The organism is Streptomyces pseudogriseolus (genome assembly GCA_002154585.1).
GTDB classification, from domain to species: domain Bacteria; phylum Actinomycetota; class Actinomycetes; order Streptomycetales; family Streptomycetaceae; genus Streptomyces; species Streptomyces pseudogriseolus.
Map to the genome: position 1 here is coordinate 1 of MUNG01000080.1, position 16,792 is coordinate 16,792.

A 16,792-nucleotide genomic window follows, 5' to 3' on the forward strand; every position below is an offset into this window, starting at 1 on the left:
GGCGGCCGGCCGTGTGCCGGGCGGTGACCTGGGGGCGCGGGCGGCGGGCGCCGGCGCGGGCCGGGAGACGGCCGCCGCGCGTCTCGGTGACGAGCAGGTCGATGCCGGTGGGCAGGTCGGCCTCCCGCACGGTCCGGCGCAGCCGGTGGGCGGCGCTGCCGGCGGCCAGGGCCTCGTCGAGCAGGTCGCGTACGGTGCCGAAGTCGCCGGACGCCTCCAGCGCCGGGCGCAGCCGGTGCAGCATGCGGCGCAGCACCAGGTGGGCGGGGGCGGCGCGGCGGGTCCACGGGTCCACCAGCGGTCCTTCGAGGCCGGAGCGCGCGGCCCGCCAGGCGGCGGCGCGCAGCCACTCGTGGTGCCCGTCGCAGCGCGGGTCGGCGCCGCGCTCCAGGCGGTGGCAGGCGTCGTGCACCAGCGCCCGGAACAGTCCGGCGATGAGCACGACCGTCTCGGCGCGGGGGCAGGCGTCGCCGATCCGCAGCTCCAGCGTGCGCTGATGGGCGGAGGGGCGTACGTCCTGGTAGAGCATGCCGGTGTCGCTGATGACACCGGAGCCGATCAGTTCCGCGACGGCGGCGTCGTACTCGGCGGCGTCCCGGTAGCAGCCGGCCGGTCCCGCGGTGGGCCAGCGCTGCCACAGCATGGTGCGCCAGGAGGCGTAGCCGGTGTCGGAGCCCAGCCAGTACGGGGAGCTGGCGGACAGCGCGAGCAGCGGCGGCAGCCAGGGCGACACCAGGCACATGGCGCGGACCGCGGTGTCGCGGTCCGGCACGTCGGCGTGCACCTGGGCGCTGCAGATGAGCTGTTCGTCGGCGACCCGGCGGTACTCGTCCGCCATCCGCCGGAAGCGGGCGTCGGCCGTGACGTCGCGCGGGGTCACCCGGGCCAGCGGCACGGTGCCTGCGGCGACGACGGCCAGGCCCTCCGCGGCGGCCGCGGCGGCCAGGCGGCGCCGGGTGCCGGACAGGTCCGCGTAGAGCCCGTCCAGGGTGTCGTGGACCTCACTGTTGCTCTCCACCGCCGACTGCTGCAGCTCGCTGCTGAAACCGGTGGTGCCGAGTCTTTCCAACAGCAGCCCGGCCCGTGGCACGAGTCGCCCGCTCTCCGCGTCCAGGACGTGGAATTCTTCCTCTGCTCCGATACGCACCGTCACCGCCGGTTTCCCCTTGCCCGTAGTCCTGTGCCGGCCCCGCGACGGCTCGGGAGCCACCGGCGGCGCTTTCGGCACATCCCGGGTGCCCCGGATGGCGCACAAGCAATCGAACGGCCCTCGTCAACGGTGTACGGACCCCGACGGCGGGGGTGTGCGGTCCTTGGACGCGGGCGGTCAGTACGCCTGAAGTCGGTGGCTGTCGCGCAGGTCGAAGACCTGGTCGAGGCCGGTGAGGCTGAGCAGGCGGCGCAGCGTCTCCGGCACGGCCACCAGGACCAGTCCGGCTCCGGCCGCGACGACGTGGTTGCGGACGGCGATCAGCGCGGTGATGCCGCTGGAGTCGCAGAAGCCCAGCTCGCCCAGGTCCACCACGAGCAGCAGCCCGGCGGAGAGGACCGCGCCCGCGGCGGCCCGGCGCAGTTGTTGCGCGTTGCTGTGGTCGAGGTCGCCGGCCACCTCGAGGAGAGGGCCGGCGGGCGTGCGGGACGAGACGATCGTCAGGGGTTTCATGGGGGTCGCTCTGTTCGTTCCGTGAAACGGGTGCGTCGGGGATGACGCGGGTCAAGGGGTGGCGGGGACGCCTATGGCGAGGAGCGCGGTGTCGTCGTCGAGGCCGTCGCCGAAGTCGCGCAGCAGACCGGTGAGGGCGTCGACGAGGGCGCGGCTGCCCACGGGGGCGCGGGCGGCGGCGAACGCCAGCAGCGCCTCGTAGCCGTAGAGCCGGCGGCCGGGGCCGACGCGGGCCTCGGTGAGACCGTCGGTGTAGAGCAGCAGCGTGTCGCCGGGCCGCAGCACGGTGCTCACCTCGGTGAACTGTGCCGTGGGGAGCACGCCGACGAGCATGCCGCCGCGGGTGCGCAGGTACTCGGCCGTGCCGCCGCTGCGCAGGACCAGCGCGGGGGGATGGCCGCCGGAGGCGAGCCGCACCCGCAGGGTGTCCCCCGCTCGTTCGAACACGCCGGCCACGGCGGTGCAGAAGCGCGGGTCGTCGCCGGTGTAGCGCTCCATGAGGGCCCGGTTGAGGACGCTCAGATCGTCCACCGGGTCGGCGTCCTGGATCATGGCGGCGCGCAGGGTGTAGCGGGTGAGCGAGGTCAGGGCCGCGGCCTGGGGGCCCTTGCCGCAGACGTCGCCGAGGAAGAACGCGGTCCTGGTGTCGTCGACCGGGAACAGGTCGTAGAAGTCGCCGCCGAGCTCCATCGGGGAGGCCGTGTGGTAATAGCCGGCCGTCTCCACGCCGGGGAGGTCGGGCAGGGCGGCGGGCAGCAGGCTGCGCTGGAGCACGGCCAGGGCCTCGCGCAGCTGGGCGCGGTCGGCCTCGGCCTGTTCGCGTGCCTCGTCGGCGGCCCGGCGGGCGCGCAGCAGTTCCTGCTCGTAGACGCGACGGTCGGTGGCGTCGAAGACGGTGGTCCTGATCAGGAGCGGCTCACCGTCGGAGCCGCGCTTGAGGGTGGAGGTGACCAGCACCGGCAGCCGGGGTCCCGCGGCGGTGCGCATCTCCAGCGCCACTCCGCCGAGGTGGCCCTGCATACGCAGCAGGGGGGCGAAGTGCGTCTCGTGGTACAGCCGGCCACCGACCGTGAGGAGGTCGCTGAACCGCTTTCGGCCGACGACCTCCTCACGGGACAGGCCGAGCCATCCCAGCAGGGTGGCGTTGATCTTGGCGATGGTGCCGTCCATCAGGGTGGACAGATAGCCGCACGGCGCCGACTCGTACAGGTCCTCCGCCGAGTCCTCCAGCAGGGAGCTGAACGCGGGGCGGGTGCCGGGCGTCTCGACGCCGGGGTCGTCCGCGGCGCCCGGGCTCAACGGGCTCCTGAGGACAGGAAGGCGCGGATCGCCGAGGCGGTGGCCTCGGGGGCGCTGAGCTGCGGGCAGTGGCCCACGGCGTCGAGGGTGAGCAGTTCGCTGCCCTCCACGGCGGCGTGGACGTACGCGCCGACCTCGCGAGGCGCGATGACGTCCTGATCGCACTCCAGGATCAGGGTGGGGACGGTCACGGTCTCGAGGTCCTTGCGGCTGTCGGAGAGGAACGTCGTGCGGGCGAAGACCCGGGCGATGTCCGGGTCGGTCGCGCAGAAACTGTTGGTCAGTTCCTCGCCGAGCTCCGGACGGTCCGGGTTTCCCATGATGACCGGGGCCATGGTCGCGGACCAGCCGAGGTAGTTCGACTCCAGGGACTCCAGCAGTTCGTCGATGTCCTCGGCGGAGAAGCCGCCGCGGTAACCGTCCTCGTCGATGTAGCGGGGTGAGGGGCACACCATGACCAGGGCGCCGATGCGCTCGGGGGCGGCGGCCGCGGCCAGCACGCCGGTCATGGCGCTCACCGAGTGCCCTACTACCACCGCGTCGCGCAGGTCCAGCTCCTCGCAGACCTCGACCAGGTCGCGGGCGTATCCGTCCAAGGAGGAGTAACGGTCCTCCTGCCAGGCGGACAGGTCGCTGCGCCCGGCACCGACGTAGTCGAAGAGCACCAGCGGGTGGTCTTCGGCGAGAAGCGGCTCGACCAGACGCCACATGTTCTGGTCGCAGCCGAAGCCGTGCACGAGGACAACAGGACGCCCGGTGGCGGCTCCGGTCACGCGGACGTTGTTCCTGCGGCGGATGCTCATCCACCCATGCTCGCACGCCGGGCGCGGACACCCTCACCAGGTCCGGGCGGGGCCCGCGAGGGGCGCGGGTGTCCCGTCGGTGCGGGCCTCCAGGGCGCGCAGCACGGCCACCATGTCCTCGCCGCCGTGTCCGCCCGCCACCGTCTCCTCGAAAAGGGCGTGGCACGCGTCGAGCAGCGGGGAGGCCACCCCGGCCGCGCGGGCGGCCTCGGCGATCAGGCGATTGTTCTTCAGCACGTCCGCCGCGGCGGCCTGGACGTCGAAGTCCCGGGCGAGCAGCTTGGGCGCCTTCATCCGGGAGACGGAGCTGGCCATGGGTCCCGCGTCCAGCACGTCGAGGAACCGGGCGCGGTCCAGTCCGTGCCGGTCGGCGAAGTGGAACGCCTCGGTGAGCCCGGTGACCTGGGTGATCAGGAACAGGTTGACGGCGAGCTTCATCAGCAGGGCGTCCGGCACGGTCCCGCAGTCGAAGCTCTCCCGACACATCGGGGCGAGCAGCGGGCGTACGGACGCGACGACGGCGGGGTCGCCGGCCAGCATCGCCACGAGCCGCCCCTCCTCGGCGGGGACGCGGGAGCCGGAGACGGGTGCCTCGGCGTAGGCGCCTCCGGCGGCGCGTACGTCCCGCTCCAGCGCCGCCGAGTACGCGGCGGACGTGGTGCCCATGTGGACGACGGTGCGTCCGGCCACGCGGGCGGCGAAGCCGGGGGTGCCGCGGCCGAGCACCGCGTCGACCGCGGCCTCGTCGGCCAGCATCAGCAGGACGGTGTCCGCCCTCCGGAAGACCTCGGCCGGGCCCGCGGCCACCTCGGCGCCGGCGTCGCGCAGGGGCGCGCACCGGTCCGGGGTGCGGTTCCAGACGACGAGCGGGGTGCCGGCGCGCGCGAGGTTGAGCGCCATGGGCCGGCCCATGACCCCGAGTCCGACGAAGCCCACGCGCATGGCGCACCACCGTTTCCCCGGGCGGCCCGGTTTCCGTGAATCAGCACTATGACGGCTGTCATAGTAGCGGCCCCTATGACGGCGGTCATAGAGTGGCCTGCGCAGGATGCGGGGCGGACGCGGACGACGTGGGGAGGCCGGGATGGCAGGGGCCGCCGAGCGGGGGCCGCGGGAGCGGATGGTCTTCAGCGCCGCCCAGCTGATCCGGCGCGAGGGGGTCGGCGCGACGGGGATGCGGGAGGTGGCCGCCCGTGCGGGGGCGCCGCGCGGATCGCTCCAGCACTACTTCCCCGGCGGCAAGGAGCAGCTCGTCAACGAGGCCGTCGGCTGGGCCGGCCGGTACGCCGGGAACCGGGTGGCGCGCTTCCTGGCCGCGCTGCCCGAGCCGACGCCGTCGGGCCTGTTCGCCGAGATGGTCCGCCAGTGGACCGACGAGTACGAGGCCGAGGGGTTCGACGGGGGCTGCCCGGTCGCGGCGGCCACGGTGGACCGCGCCCGTGCGGCCGACTCCACGCGGCAGGCCGCCGAGGACGCCTTCGCGCGGTGGACGGGCGCGGTGGCCGCCGCCCTGACGGACATGGGCGTGCCCGGGGAGCGCGCCCGGCCGCTCGCCACGCTGATGATCAGCTCCCTCGAGGGGGCGCTGCTCATCGCCCGGGCCGAGCGCAGCGTCCGCGCCCTGACGACGGCGGTCCGCGAGCTCGGCCCCCTGCTGGACGCGGCGGTGGCCCCGGCCGCGCCGGGCGGAACCGCCGGGGGCTGACGCCGCGTTGACTACAGTGATCGCGCCACTATCCGGCGTTTCACGGACCTGTGAGGTAATCGCGAACCATGTCGACCGAAACGTTTGAGTTCCAGGTAGAGGCCCGTCAGCTGCTCCAGCTGATGATCCACTCGGTCTACTCGAACAAGGACGTCTTCCTCCGCGAGCTCGTCTCCAACGCCTCGGACGCGCTCGACAAGCTGCGGCTGGCCAAGCTGCGCGACGACGCGCTCGACGCCGACGTCTCCGACCTGCACATCGAGCTGGAGATCGACCGGGACGCCCGGACGCTCACCGTGCGGGACAACGGCATCGGCATGTCGTACGACGAGGTCGGCGAGCTGATCGGCACCATCGCCAACTCCGGCACGGCGCAGTTCCTCAAGGAGCTGAAGGAGGCGCAGGACGCGGCCGGGGCGGAGGGGCTGATCGGGCAGTTCGGCGTCGGCTTCTACTCCGGGTTCATGGTCGCCGACGAGGTGACCCTGGTGACCCGCAAGGCCGGCGAGAAGCAGGGCACCCGGTGGGTCTCGCGCGGCGAGGGCACGTACACGCTGGAGCGGGTCGACGACGCGCCGCAGGGCACCTCCGTCGTGCTGCACCTCAAGCCGGCCGACCCGGACAACCAGCTGCACGACTACACGTCGGTGTGGAAGATCAAGGAGATCGTCAAGCGCTACTCGGACTTCATCACCTGGCCGATCAGGCTCGTCGGCGAGCAGGCCGCGAAGGGCGGGGAAGGCGGGGAAGGGGACGACGGCGGGACCGCCGCACCCGAGACGCTGAACTCGATGAAGGCGCTGTGGGCGCGCCCGCGCGACGAGGTGTCCGAGGACGAGTACCACGAGCTGTACAAGCACATCGGCCACGACTGGCGGGAGCCGCTGGAGACGATTCAGCTGCACGCGGAGGGCACCTTCGAGTACCAGGCCCTGCTGTTCCTCCCGTCGCACGCCCCGCACGACCTGTACCAGCAGAACATGCGGCACGGCCTCCAGCTGTACGTGAAGCGCGTGTTCATCATGGACGACTGCGAGGCGCTGCTTCCGGCGTACCTGCGGTTCGTCAAGGGCGTGGTCGACGCGCAGGACCTCTCGCTCAACGTGTCCCGCGAAATCCTCCAGCAGGACCGGCACATCCGGATGATGCAGCGCCGGCTCACCAAGAAGGTGCTGTCCTCGGTGAAGAGCATGCTGGCGGACGCCCCGGAGAAGTACGCCACGTTCTGGCGGGAGTTCGGCGCGGTGGTCAAGGAGGGCCTGGTCACCGACCCGGACAACCGGGACGCGCTGCTCGCCGTGGCGTCGTTCGCCTCCACGCGCGAGGACGACGGGACGGTCACGCTCGCGCAGTACGTGGAGCGGATGCCCGAGGACCAGGACGACATCTACTACGTCACCGGCGAGTCCCGCGAGGCCATCGTCAACTCCCCGCACATGGAGGCGTTCCGTGAGCGCGGCATCGAGGTGCTGCTGCTCACCGACCCGGTCGACGAGGTGTGGGTGGACGCCGTCGGCGAGTTCCAGGGCAAGCGGCTGCGGTCGGTCGCCAAGGGCGAGATCGACCTGGACGCGCGGGAGGACGACCGGAGCGAGGACGAGCAGAAGCAGCAGGCGGAGGCGTACGCGGGGCTGCTCGGCTGGATGCGGGAGCGGCTGGACGACGACGTCAAGGAGGTGCGCCTGTCGACGCGGCTCACCCGCTCCCCGGCCTGTCTGGTCGCCGACGCGGACGACCTCACTCCGGCGCTGGAGAACATGTACCGGGCCATGGGCCAGGAGGTGCCGCGCAGCAAGCGCGTCCTCGAGCTCAACCCGGACCACGCCCTGGTGAAGGGGCTCAACGAGGCGTACGGGGAGCGCGAGGACCGCGCGGAGCTCGCCGACACGGCCGAGCTGCTGTACACCCTGGCCGTGGTGGCGGAGGGCGGCCGCCCCAAGGACCCGTCCCGCTTCGTACAGCTGACGGCGGACCGCCTGGAGCGCACGCTGTGAGGTGACGCGGCCCGCCGACGGTGACGCTCCCCGCCCGAGGAGGCGTCCGCCCGCCGGCCCCGCCCGTCAGACGCGGGCGGGCTCGGCAGGCGTCCTCCTGCGGGCGGCTTCCCGCAGCCGCCTGCCTCGGCGGGTCAGGCCCCAGGGTTTGAGGACCGAGATCACCGTCATGAAGACGTACGCGGACAGGGACACGACCGGTCCGAAGAGGACGTCGCCGCCGTCCGGCAGCGGGTGCCCCGCGGACACCGCCGAGACCGCCTCGTGCACGCCCGGCCGCAGCGCGAGGACGGTCGCCGTGGTGGTGGCGAGGGTCAGCCAGAACTTGGTCCACACCCAGCGGTGCCGGGCCAGCCCCCAGGGCGTGCCCAGGGACAGCACCAGCCCGCTGGCCAGGGTCAGCAGGGCGACCGGCAGCAGCAGCCAGTCGGCGAACAGCTTCATCGAGCGCACGGCCGCCTCCAGCGTGGCGGCCGACCCGGTGGTGTTCGCGGCCAGGCCGAGCGCGAGCAGCCCGGCGGAGAGCCCCAGCCAGCCGGCGGAGGCGACGACATGGACGACGAGGAAGGCCCTGCGTGCGGGGCGGTGGAGTGTCACGCCGTCCACGATGCCGGGCCGGCCCCGCGCGGACATCCCACGGCGGGAGTAACCCCGCGTACCGACACGGGCGTACGTGACGGACGTGGGTCCGCGCACTTCCCGCACGCCCGCTGCGTACGGAGCCGAGGGCGGGGGCACATGTCAGCGGTGACCACAGCAGACTTCCTCTTCGCGCTCCTCGGCGCGGTCGCCCTGGGCGCGGCCGCGCTGCCGCGGCTGCTGGCCCGCAGGCCGCTGTCGCTGCCCCTGGTGTTCCTGGTTCTGGGCGTCCTCGTCCAGCTGCTTCCGCTTCCGCTGCCGGAGATCGACCCGGTGGCCGACGGGGTGTGGGTGGAGCACCTGGCGGAGATCTGCGTGGTGCTCTCCCTCATGGGCGCGGGCCTGGCGCTGAACCGGCCCTTCGGGTTCGCGAGCTGGCAAGGGGTGTGGCGGCAGCTCGGCATCACGATGCCGCTGACCATGGCCGCCGTCGCCGCCCTCGCCTGGGGCCTGCTGGGCTGGCCGGCGGCGACCGCGCTGCTGCTGGCGGGGGTGCTCGCGCCGACCGACCCGGTGCTCGCCTCGGAGGTGCGTGTCGGCGAGCCGACGGACGCGGAGCACGACGAGGACGAGGTCCGCTTCACCCTGACCGGTGAGGCGGGGCTGAACGACGGCCTCGCCTTCCCGTTCGTCGCCGCCGCGATGGCCCTGGCCGCCGCCGGCGGGAACGTCACCGGCGGCGGCGTCGGCCACTGGCTGCTGGTCGAGGTGCTCTACAAGTGCACGGCGGGCGTGGCGGCGGGGCTGGCCGTCGGGGCGCTGCTGGGGCGGCTGTTCTTCCGGGCGAAGTGGCGGGCGATGCGGCTGTCGGAGCACAGCGAGGGGTTCGTGGCGCTCGGCGCGACGTTCCTCGCGTACGGGGTGACGGAGCTGGTGCACGGGTACGGCTTCGTGGCGGTGTTCGTCACCGCGTGCCGGATCCGCGCGGCGGAGCGCTCGCACGGGTACCACACGGTGATGCACGACTTCGTGGAGCAGATCGAGCGGCTGCTGACGGCCGTGCTGCTGTTCCTGCTGGGGGCGTTCGTCGCGCAGGGCGGGCTGGCCCCGCTCAGCTGGCAGGGCGCGCTGGTGGGCGTGCTGCTGCTGCTCGTCGTCCGCCCGGTGACGGGGTGGGCCGCCCAGCTCGGCGCGGCGGCGGGGCCGCGGGAGCGGGTGGTCACCGCGTTCTTCGGCGTCCGCGGCATCGGCTCCCTGTTCTACCTGGCGTACGCGCTGGCCTCGCACGACTTCGGGGTGCCGGCCGAGGTGCTGTGGGCGGTGGTGACGTTCACGGTGCTCGCCTCGGTGGTGCTGCACGGGGTGAGCGCCACGCCCGTCGTCTCCCGCCTGGACCGGCTGCGGCTGCACCGCGCCAAGGCGCGCGGCGCCGGGCCGGATCCCGACGACCACGAAGTGGCGGGCGAGCGCCTGTGAACGCCCGGCCCCGGGCCGCACGGCGGGCGGTCCGTCCCGATGTGCGGGGCCGCCGGGTTCGGTGTTGTGTGGGGATCATGCGGCGCGAGGACGGGCGGTCCGCCCCCGGGGACGACGTCGAGGCGGTCCTCGACGAGCTGTACGCGCTGCCGCCGTCGGACTTCGTCGCCCGGCGGGAGGAACGCGCGGCGCGGGCCCGGACGCGGCGGCGCGCCGAGGACGCCCGCCGTATCCACGCCGCCCGCCGGCCCACGCTGGCCGGCTGGGCCGCGAACCTGCTGCGGCGGTCGCGGCCCGACGAGGCGCGGCGGTTCCTGGAGCTGGGGCGGGCGCTGCGGGAGGCGTACGCCACGCTCGACCCGGGCGGTCTGAAGGAGCTGTCGGCGCAGCGGCGGCGCATCGTCTCCGAGATGTCGCGGCAGGCGGCGGCGCTGGCCCGGGAGGCGGGTCATCCGCTGTCGGACGCGGTGCTGCGAGACGTCGAGACGACGCTGCGGGCCGTGCTCGCCGACCCGGAGGCGGCCGCGATGTGGGAGGCGGGGCGGGTGGAAGGGGTGCTCACCCCTCCCTCGGAGTTCGGCGCGGAGGCGGTCGCCGCCGCTCCGGCCCACCGCGAGCCGCCCGCGCCCGCCCGGACGCCGCGCGGGGACACGGCGGCGGCGCGGAAGAAGGACGCGGCGGCGCGGAGGAAGGACGCGGCGGCCGAGCGGCGGCGCGCCGAGTTGAGGGAGCGCGCGGCACGGGCCCGGGAGGAGCGGCGGGCCGCCGAGGCGCGGCTGGGTGAGCGGCGCGCGGCCCGCGAGGAGGCCGCGGCGGCGCTGGCGGAGGCCGGCGAGCGGGAGCGGGAGGCCGGGGAACGGGTGGCCGCCCTGGAGGAACAGCTCGACCGGGCGCGTACGGAACGGGAGCGGGCACGGTCCGGGCTCGGCGAGGCGCGCGAGCGTGACCGGACGGCCGCGCGGGACCTGACGGGGGCCGAACGCGCGGCGGCCGCCGCCGCGCTCCGGGCCGACAAGGCAGAACAGGCGGAACAGGCGGAACAGGCGGAGAGGGGCGGGGCGTGACGGGGCACACGAGACGGCAGGACAGGGAGAGACGGGTGCGGGTCCCGGGGTACCCGGGGGCCGCGCCCGCCCGCGGGACCGGCCGGGCGGAGGTGCCCGGACGGCGCGGAGCACGGGAGGTGCGTCACGTGACGGAGCGGGAACGCGCCGCCCGCCGGACGGAGGACGCGGGATGACGCACGACGACACGCAGGACACGCAGGCCACACAGGCCACGGCGGGCGGCGGCACGGCCCCCGCCGTGCCGGCGTCGCTGATCTCGCTGCTGGCGTCCTTCGACACAGGCGCGTACGTGGTGGACGCCAAGGGCGCGGTCGTGGCCGTGAACGCGCGGGCCGAGAAGCTGCTGGGGCGCCCGGCCGGGGACTTCCTCGGCCGTGACGCGCACGAGCTGCTGCACCGCAGCCGGTACGGCGCCACTCTGCCGCGCGCCCAGTGCGGAATGCGCCAGGCCTACATGGCGGGCCGCACGGTGCAGTCGGACGAGGAGTGGTTCGAGCGCGGCGACGGGTCCCTCGTCCCGGTGTCCTGGCTGGTCACCCCGTGCCGTACGGACGACGGGGCGGCCCGCACGCTGGTGCTGTTCCACGCGCCGCACGACCCGGAGGAGATCCGCACCCCGGGCACCCGGTTCAGCAGCCCGCTGCCCGAGCTGGAGCGGCTGGCCCTGCTGGCGGAGACCACCACCCAGCTGACCGCCACCCTGGACGTCGGACAGGCGCTGCGCAGGCTGGTGCGGCTGGTCGTGCCGCAGCTCGCCGACTGGGCGGTCGTCGACCTGGTCACCGAGCGGGGCGGGGTGCACCGGTCGACCGTGGTCCACGCCGAGCACGGTGACCTGGTGCGGCGCGAGGACCTCGAAGGGCCCCTCCCGCCCGTCCCGGAGGACTCGCTGCTGCCCCTGGCGCGGGCGCTGCGCGGGGTCTCCCCCGCCCTGGCCGGGCCCTTCCCGCACGCGGCGGCGGACTCCTCTCCGCTCACGGCCGAGCAGAGCCGCCTCTTCGCGGAGTCCGGCATCCACTCGGCGGCCGTCGCGCCGATACGGGGCGTGCGCGAGGTGCTGGGCGCCCTGACCCTGGGCCGCGCCGAGCAGTCCGAGGCGTTCACCGCCGACGACCTGCCGCTGCTGGAGGACATCTGCCGGCGCGCCGGTCTGGCGCTGGACAACGCCCGGCTCTACGAGCGGCAGCGCACGGTCGCCGAGACCATGCAGCGCCATCTGCTGCCCCAGCTGCCGCACGTGCCCGGGCTGGAGATGAGCGCGCGTTACCTGGCCGCCCCGGACGCCTCGCAGGTGGGCGGCGACTGGTACGACGCGTTCGTGCTGTCGGACGGGGCGACGGCGCTGGCCGTCGGGGACGTCGTCGGGCACGACCTGGACGCGGCGGCGGGCATGGCTCAGATGCGCAACGTGCTGCGGGCCTACGCGTGGGCGCAGGAGGAGCCGCCCAGCGCCATCGTCGCCCGGCTGGACCGGGCGGCCGCGCGCATCACCGACGTCACGATGGCGACCCTGCTGTTCGCCCGCATGTCCCGTGCGGAGGACGGACGGTGGACGCTGTCGTGGACCAACGCGGGGCACCCTCCGCCGCTGCTGGTGACCCGGGACGGCGAGGCGCGCTTCCTGACCGGCGGGCACGGCCTGCTGCTCGGCACCGGCCTGGACCGTCCGCGCTCCGACGAGGAGACCGACGTGCCTCCCGGGGCCACGCTGTTGTTCTACACGGACGGCCTGATCGAGGAGCCGAGCCGGTCCCTGGACGAGGGTCTCGAACTGCTGCGCGCGCACGCGGCCGCCCTGGCGGAGCAGCCGCCCGCCCGGTTCACCGACCTGGTGCTGGAGCGCACCCGTCCGGCCGGCAACGACGACGACGTGGCCCTGCTCACGGTGCGCGTCCCCGTGGAGTAGCGCTCCTGGGACCGGCCGTCGGACATCCGGCCGAACACTTGGCATAGACCTGCCATGATCGATCCGCTAGGCTTCGCCCCGACTCGTTAGAGAGCGCTCTCAGACGCGTGTGTTCCACCCCCACCTCTGTTGGAACGACGAAGGGCGACCTTCCATGAGACGACGCACCGGGCTCACGCATGCGGCCGTGGCCGCAGCGCTGCTGATCGGCAGCTGGGCGGCAGCCGGCACACTCCCCGCCGCGGCACAGGAGGCCCCCGCCTCCGCCGCGGCCGACACCTCCGCGCCCGCCTCCCCCGGGCTGCTCGACGCCATGCAGCGCGACTTCGGCCTGACCCGTGCCGAGGCGGAGGACCGGCTGGCCGCCGAGAGCCGGGCCACCGCGCTGGCACCCAAGGCCCGCAAGACCGCCGGATCCGCCTACGGCGGCTCCTGGTTCGACGCACGGAGCGGCAAGCTCACCGTCGCCGTCACCCCGGACGCCGACGCCTCGGCCGTACGCACCCTGCGGGAGTCCGGTGCCGCCGTCCGCACCGTCGCGCACACCGAACGGCAGCTGAACACGGCCAAGTCCCGCCTCGACCGGCTCGACGCGCCGGCCGGCGTGGCCAGTTGGGCCGTGGACCCGGCCGCCAACGCGGTCGTGGTGAACGTGGTCGACGACCGGCGGGCCGACAACGATGTCCGCGCCTTCGTGCGCGAGGCCCGGGCGGCCGGCCCGGTGACCGTGCGGACGGTGACGGACGCTCCGTCCACGTTCGCCGCGGGCACGGTCGGCGGCGACCCGTACTACACGGGCAACGTCCGCTGCTCCATAGGTTTCTCGGTGCACGGCGGCTTCGTCACCGCCGGGCACTGCGGAGGCGCGGGGCAGCAGGTGCGCGGCTGGGACGGCTCGTACATCGGGAACTTCCAGGGCTCCTCGTTCCCGGACAACGACTACGCCTGGGTGAACGTGGGCAGCGGCTGGTGGACCGTGCCGGTGGTGCTCGGCTGGGGCACCGTCTCGGACCAGCTGGTGCGCGGCTCGAACGAGGCTCCCATCGGCGCGTCGATCTGCCGCTCCGGCTCCACGACCCACTGGCACTGCGGCAACGTGCTGGCCAAGAACGAGACGGTCAACTACAGCCAGGGCGCGGTGCACCAGATGACGAAGACCAGCGTCTGCGCCGAACCGGGTGACTCGGGCGGCTCGTTCATCAGCGGCGACCAGGCGCAGGGCGTCACCTCCGGCGGCTGGGGCAACTGCTCCGGCGGGGGCGAGACCTGGTTCCAGCCGGTCAACGAGATCCTCAACCGCTACGGGCTGACGCTGCACACGGCCTGACACACCTCGCGCACGAGCGGGCCTCGCCGAACTCCTCGGCGGGGCCCGCTCCTTGTGTTCACAAAAGTTACCGGTCCGTAACTTACTTGTGGGTTACCAGCGGTAAGTGAGCGCTGTTAGTTTTCGGCTTCATCTTCCGCAGCCGCAGCGAGGAGCAAGCCGTGAGCCGTATCAGCAGCGTGCTGACCACCGTCGTCGCGACGACGGCCTGCGTGTGCGCGTCCGCGTCGCCCGCCGCGGCGACCGGCCCCGTCGTCTCACGGGGCGTCACCATCCCGGCCTTCTACACCCCGCCGGCCGAACTCCCGCCGGGCAACGGCGAACTGATCCGCCATGAGCCGCTGCGCCTCGGGCTGAGCCTGCCCGGCCTCGGCGGCCGCCGGCTGCCCGGCACGGCCACCCGCCTGATGTACACCTCGACCGACTCGAACGGCGAGCCGGTGGCCGTCACCGGCGCCTACATCGAGCCGTCCGCGCGGTGGAAGGGCGCCGGACCGCGCCCCCTGGCCGTCGTCGGCTCGGGCACCATGGGCCAGGGCGACCAGTGCGCGCCCTCCCTCGCCCTGGAGCGCCCGCTGACCCTCACCGGGCGGACCGTGTCGTTCGGCTACGAGACCCTCGCCGTGTACCGGCTGCTCGCCACCGGCGCGGCGGTCGTCGTCACCGACTACATCGGCCTCGGCGCCACCGACCGGCTGCACACCTACGTCAACCGCGTCGACGAGGGCCACGCCATGCTGGACGCGGCCCGCGCGGCGCGCTCCGTGCCCGGCGCGTCCGTCACCGCCGCCTCCCGGGTGGGGATGTACGGCTACAGCCAGGGTGGCGGGGCCAGCGCCGCCGCGGCCGAGCTCCAGCGCACCTACGCGCCCGACGTCCCGCTCGTCGGCACCTACAGCGGCGCGCCGCCCGCCGATCTGACGGAGGTGACGAAGGGCATCGACGGCAGCGCGCTGGCCGGTGCGCTGGGCTGGTCCATCAACGGTTTCGCGCAGGCCGCGCCGGTGCTGCGGGACGTCGTCGAGGCGAACCTGAACGACGCGGGACGCAAGGCGCTGAAGGACATCTCCACCACCTGCGTGGGCGACGCGATCCTGGGCTACGGCTTCACCAGGAGCAGCAAGTGGACGAAGAGCGGGAAATCCGTCGGCGAGATCATCGCCGGCGAGCCCGCCGCCCAGGCCGTGCTGGACGACCAGCGCCTCGGCCGGCTGCGGCCCACCGGCCCGGTCCGCGTGGTGACGGGCGTCCAGGACGACATCGTGCCGCACGCGCAGGCACGCCAACTGGCCGTGGACTGGTGCGAGAAGGGCGCCGACGTCACCTACAAGGCGGTCAGGCTGCCGAACCTGGGCGACAAGCTGCTCACCAACCATCTGGTGCCGCTGCTGACCGACCAGGGCGACGCGGTGGCCTGGCTGGCCGACCGGCTCGCGGGCAAGGCCGCGCGCTCCGACTGCGGGACCCTGCCCGCGCAGCGGTGAGGACCGCGCGGCCGTGAGCACGGCACAACGGCACGAGCCCCGTCCCGCTGCTGCGGGACGGGGCTCATGGAGCGGAGCGCCGGGCAGGCCTTGCACCTGCATCTCCCCGCAGGAAGCGGGGCGTCTTTCCTTGGACCACCAACGCACGGTCGGTCGGCGGGGGTTCGTCCTCGCCGTGACCTGAGACAACCATAGCGGTAATCGCCCCAGTCGTCACATCGGTCACGTGAACAGCCCGGCGGGGGCCTGTTCGAACTTCTGCTCGATCTCCGCCCGTTCGGCCGCGTTCGGGCGGGCGGACGTGCAGGACGGACCGGCGCTGGCACCGGACATCAGGCTGGAACACGGGCCCGGCTTGCGGTCCGGCAGGCCCAGCATGTGGCCGAGTTCGTGGGCGGCTATCCGGACCGTGTCATGCCCCTCCGCCACCGCCTGCCGCCCGAAGTACACGGTGCCGCCGCCCAGGCTCCCGGGAACGGAGCGCGGCCAGCCCGCGTCGACGACGATCCGGATGTCCGCGGAGTCACCGGCCTTCACCGGCCGCAGCTCCACCGCGTCCACATTGTCGTTCCACACCGCCGCTCCCCGGTCGACCGCGGACGCGAACTCCCCGGCGCGGCTGGTGTCGTAGGTGAGCACCCGGGTGTCCCCCGCGGGCGCCGCGGTGTCCGCCGTCTTCACGGCCACGGCCTGCCCGTCCACGACGGGTCCGGACAGGACGAGCACGGCGGCCACGGCGCCGGTGAGCGTACGGATCCGCATGGTCGACCTCCTGTGGGGGGGGGAACGCGGCGGTCGGAGTGCCGCTCCGGAGCGGCTTCCCGTCGCCCGGCCGGTCAATCACCGGACCCCGGCGATTCAGAAGTCCCGCTGCTCAATCCCATGCGACGTACCGGTTGGACTTCCGGATCACCCGGGGGCACTGTGGGCCCAGGAGCAACACCGTCCCACGGGACACCCCGCACGACCACCGGAGACCGCACCGATGAACCACCTCGCCGCCCCCGACCGCTACGACGGCGCCATGCGCTACCGGCGCACCGGCCGCTCGGGGCTGGACCTGCCCCTGCTGTCGCTCGGCTACTGGCACAACTTCGGTGACGACCGCTCCTTCGAGAGCCAGCGGGCCATCGCGCTGCGCGCCTTCGACCTGGGCATCACCCACCACGACCTGGCCAACAACTACGGCCCGCCCTACGGCTCCGCCGAGATCAACTTCGGCCGGCTGATGCGGCGGGACCTGGCGCCGTACCGGGACGAGATGGTGATCTCCACCAAGGCCGGCTGGGACATGTGGCCCGGCCCCTACGGCCAGGGCGGCGGCTCCCGCAAGTACCTGCTGGCGTCCCTGGACCAGTCCCTGAAGCGGATGGGCCTGGAGTACGTGGACATCTTCTACTCGCACCGGCTGGACGCCACCACGCCGCTCGAGGAGACCATGGGCGCCCTGGACACCGCGGTGCGCCAGGGCAAGGCGCTCTACGTCGGC

15 protein-coding genes are annotated in these 16,792 nt (G+C 73.8%); 8 read left to right on the plus strand and 7 right to left on the minus strand.

Going from position 1 to position 16,792, the window contains the following annotated elements:
- From CCN29_RS08630 to CCN29_RS08650, 5 genes are all read right to left on the minus strand, one after another.
- A partial coding sequence (locus CCN29_RS08630) for a carboxylate-amine ligase (protein WP_107481682.1) occupies positions 1-1,153 on the minus strand: 1,153 nt, incomplete at its 3' end.
- Positions 1,154-1,327: 174 nt separating this feature from the next.
- A complete protein-coding gene (locus CCN29_RS08635) occupies positions 1,328-1,663 on the minus strand; it encodes an STAS domain-containing protein (protein WP_031020911.1) in 336 nt (111 codons plus the stop codon).
- 51 nt (positions 1,664-1,714) lie between these two features.
- Entirely contained in the window at positions 1,715-2,962 is a 1,248-nt protein-coding gene (locus CCN29_RS08640) for a PP2C family protein-serine/threonine phosphatase (protein WP_086680831.1), read from the minus strand.
- Positions 2,959-3,765, minus strand: coding sequence for an alpha/beta fold hydrolase (locus tag CCN29_RS08645; RefSeq protein WP_086680833.1), 807 nt, complete (start codon positions 3,763-3,765; stop codon positions 2,959-2,961). The genes CCN29_RS08640 and CCN29_RS08645 overlap by 4 nt, the downstream gene beginning before the upstream one ends.
- A 33-nt stretch (positions 3,766-3,798) precedes the next feature.
- Positions 3,799-4,941, minus strand: coding sequence for an NAD(P)-dependent oxidoreductase (locus CCN29_RS08650; RefSeq protein WP_442538279.1), 1,143 nt, complete (start codon positions 4,939-4,941; stop codon positions 3,799-3,801).
- Here CCN29_RS08650 and CCN29_RS08655 point away from each other — a divergent pair.
- Both CCN29_RS08655 and htpG read left to right on the plus strand, forming a co-directional pair.
- Positions 4,850-5,470, plus strand: a complete 621-nt coding sequence (locus CCN29_RS08655) for a TetR/AcrR family transcriptional regulator (protein ID WP_006135700.1) — start codon at positions 4,850-4,852, stop codon at positions 5,468-5,470. The genes CCN29_RS08650 and CCN29_RS08655 overlap by 92 nt on opposite strands.
- 68 nt (positions 5,471-5,538) lie before the next feature.
- Positions 5,539-7,464: a molecular chaperone HtpG gene (gene htpG / locus CCN29_RS08660; protein ID WP_086680837.1), complete on the plus strand. Its 1,926-nt coding sequence runs from the start codon at positions 5,539-5,541 to the stop codon at positions 7,462-7,464.
- A 66-nt stretch (positions 7,465-7,530) separates the two neighbouring features.
- Here htpG and CCN29_RS08665 read toward each other — a convergent pair whose 3' ends face one another.
- A complete protein-coding gene (locus CCN29_RS08665; protein WP_442538277.1) occupies positions 7,531-8,097 on the minus strand; it encodes a DUF2269 family protein in 567 nt (188 codons plus the stop codon).
- A 105-nt stretch (positions 8,098-8,202) separates the two neighbouring features.
- Between CCN29_RS08665 and CCN29_RS08670 the strand changes: the two genes are divergently transcribed.
- From CCN29_RS08670 to CCN29_RS08690, 5 genes are all read left to right on the plus strand, one after another.
- Entirely contained in the window at positions 8,203-9,519 is a 1,317-nt protein-coding gene (locus CCN29_RS08670; protein ID WP_031020897.1) for a cation:proton antiporter, read from the plus strand.
- Positions 9,520-9,596: 77 nt separating this feature from the next.
- Entirely contained in the window at positions 9,597-10,583 is a 987-nt protein-coding gene (locus CCN29_RS08675; protein WP_086680848.1) for a hypothetical protein, read from the plus strand.
- A gap of 172 nt (positions 10,584-10,755) precedes the next feature.
- Entirely contained in the window at positions 10,756-12,492 is a 1,737-nt protein-coding gene (locus tag CCN29_RS08680) for a SpoIIE family protein phosphatase (RefSeq protein WP_086680840.1), read from the plus strand.
- Between the two features lie 154 nt (positions 12,493-12,646).
- Positions 12,647-13,819 (plus strand): S1 family peptidase, encoded by a 1,173-nt coding sequence (locus tag CCN29_RS08685; RefSeq protein WP_031020890.1) that lies wholly within the window; start codon positions 12,647-12,649, stop codon positions 13,817-13,819.
- A 161-nt stretch (positions 13,820-13,980) separates the two neighbouring features.
- Entirely contained in the window at positions 13,981-15,303 is a 1,323-nt protein-coding gene (locus tag CCN29_RS08690; RefSeq protein WP_086680841.1) for a lipase family protein, read from the plus strand.
- 222 nt (positions 15,304-15,525) lie between these two features.
- Here CCN29_RS08690 and CCN29_RS08695 read toward each other — a convergent pair whose 3' ends face one another.
- A complete protein-coding gene (locus tag CCN29_RS08695) occupies positions 15,526-16,065 on the minus strand; it encodes a snapalysin family zinc-dependent metalloprotease (RefSeq protein ID WP_086680843.1) in 540 nt (179 codons plus the stop codon).
- A gap of 223 nt (positions 16,066-16,288) precedes the next feature.
- On the opposite strand from CCN29_RS08695, the gene CCN29_RS08700 reads away from it, so the two are divergent.
- Positions 16,289-16,792 (plus strand): aldo/keto reductase (locus CCN29_RS08700; protein WP_442538278.1); only part of this gene is annotated, 504 nt, incomplete at its 3' end.

Coding starts and splice junctions, on each gene's coding strand:
- CCN29_RS08675 (WP_086680848.1), top strand. CDS start 9,597: ATGCGGCGCGAGGACGGGCGGTCCGCCCCCGGGGACGACGTCGAGGCG.
- CCN29_RS08695 (WP_086680843.1), bottom strand. CDS start 16,065: ATGCGGATCCGTACGCTCACCGGCGCCGTGGCCGCCGTGCTCGTCCTG.
- CCN29_RS08635 (WP_031020911.1), bottom strand. CDS start 1,663: ATGAAACCCCTGACGATCGTCTCGTCCCGCACGCCCGCCGGCCCTCTC.
- CCN29_RS08655 (WP_006135700.1), top strand. CDS start 4,850: ATGGCAGGGGCCGCCGAGCGGGGGCCGCGGGAGCGGATGGTCTTCAGC.
- CCN29_RS08665 (WP_442538277.1), bottom strand. CDS start 8,097: ATGTCCGCGCGGGGCCGGCCCGGCATCGTGGACGGCGTGACACTCCAC.
- CCN29_RS08645 (WP_086680833.1), bottom strand. CDS start 3,765: ATGAGCATCCGCCGCAGGAACAACGTCCGCGTGACCGGAGCCGCCACC.
- htpG (WP_086680837.1), top strand. CDS start 5,539: ATGTCGACCGAAACGTTTGAGTTCCAGGTAGAGGCCCGTCAGCTGCTC.
- CCN29_RS08670 (WP_031020897.1), top strand. CDS start 8,203: ATGTCAGCGGTGACCACAGCAGACTTCCTCTTCGCGCTCCTCGGCGCG.
- CCN29_RS08680 (WP_086680840.1), top strand. CDS start 10,756: ATGACGCACGACGACACGCAGGACACGCAGGCCACACAGGCCACGGCG.
- CCN29_RS08685 (WP_031020890.1), top strand. CDS start 12,647: ATGAGACGACGCACCGGGCTCACGCATGCGGCCGTGGCCGCAGCGCTG.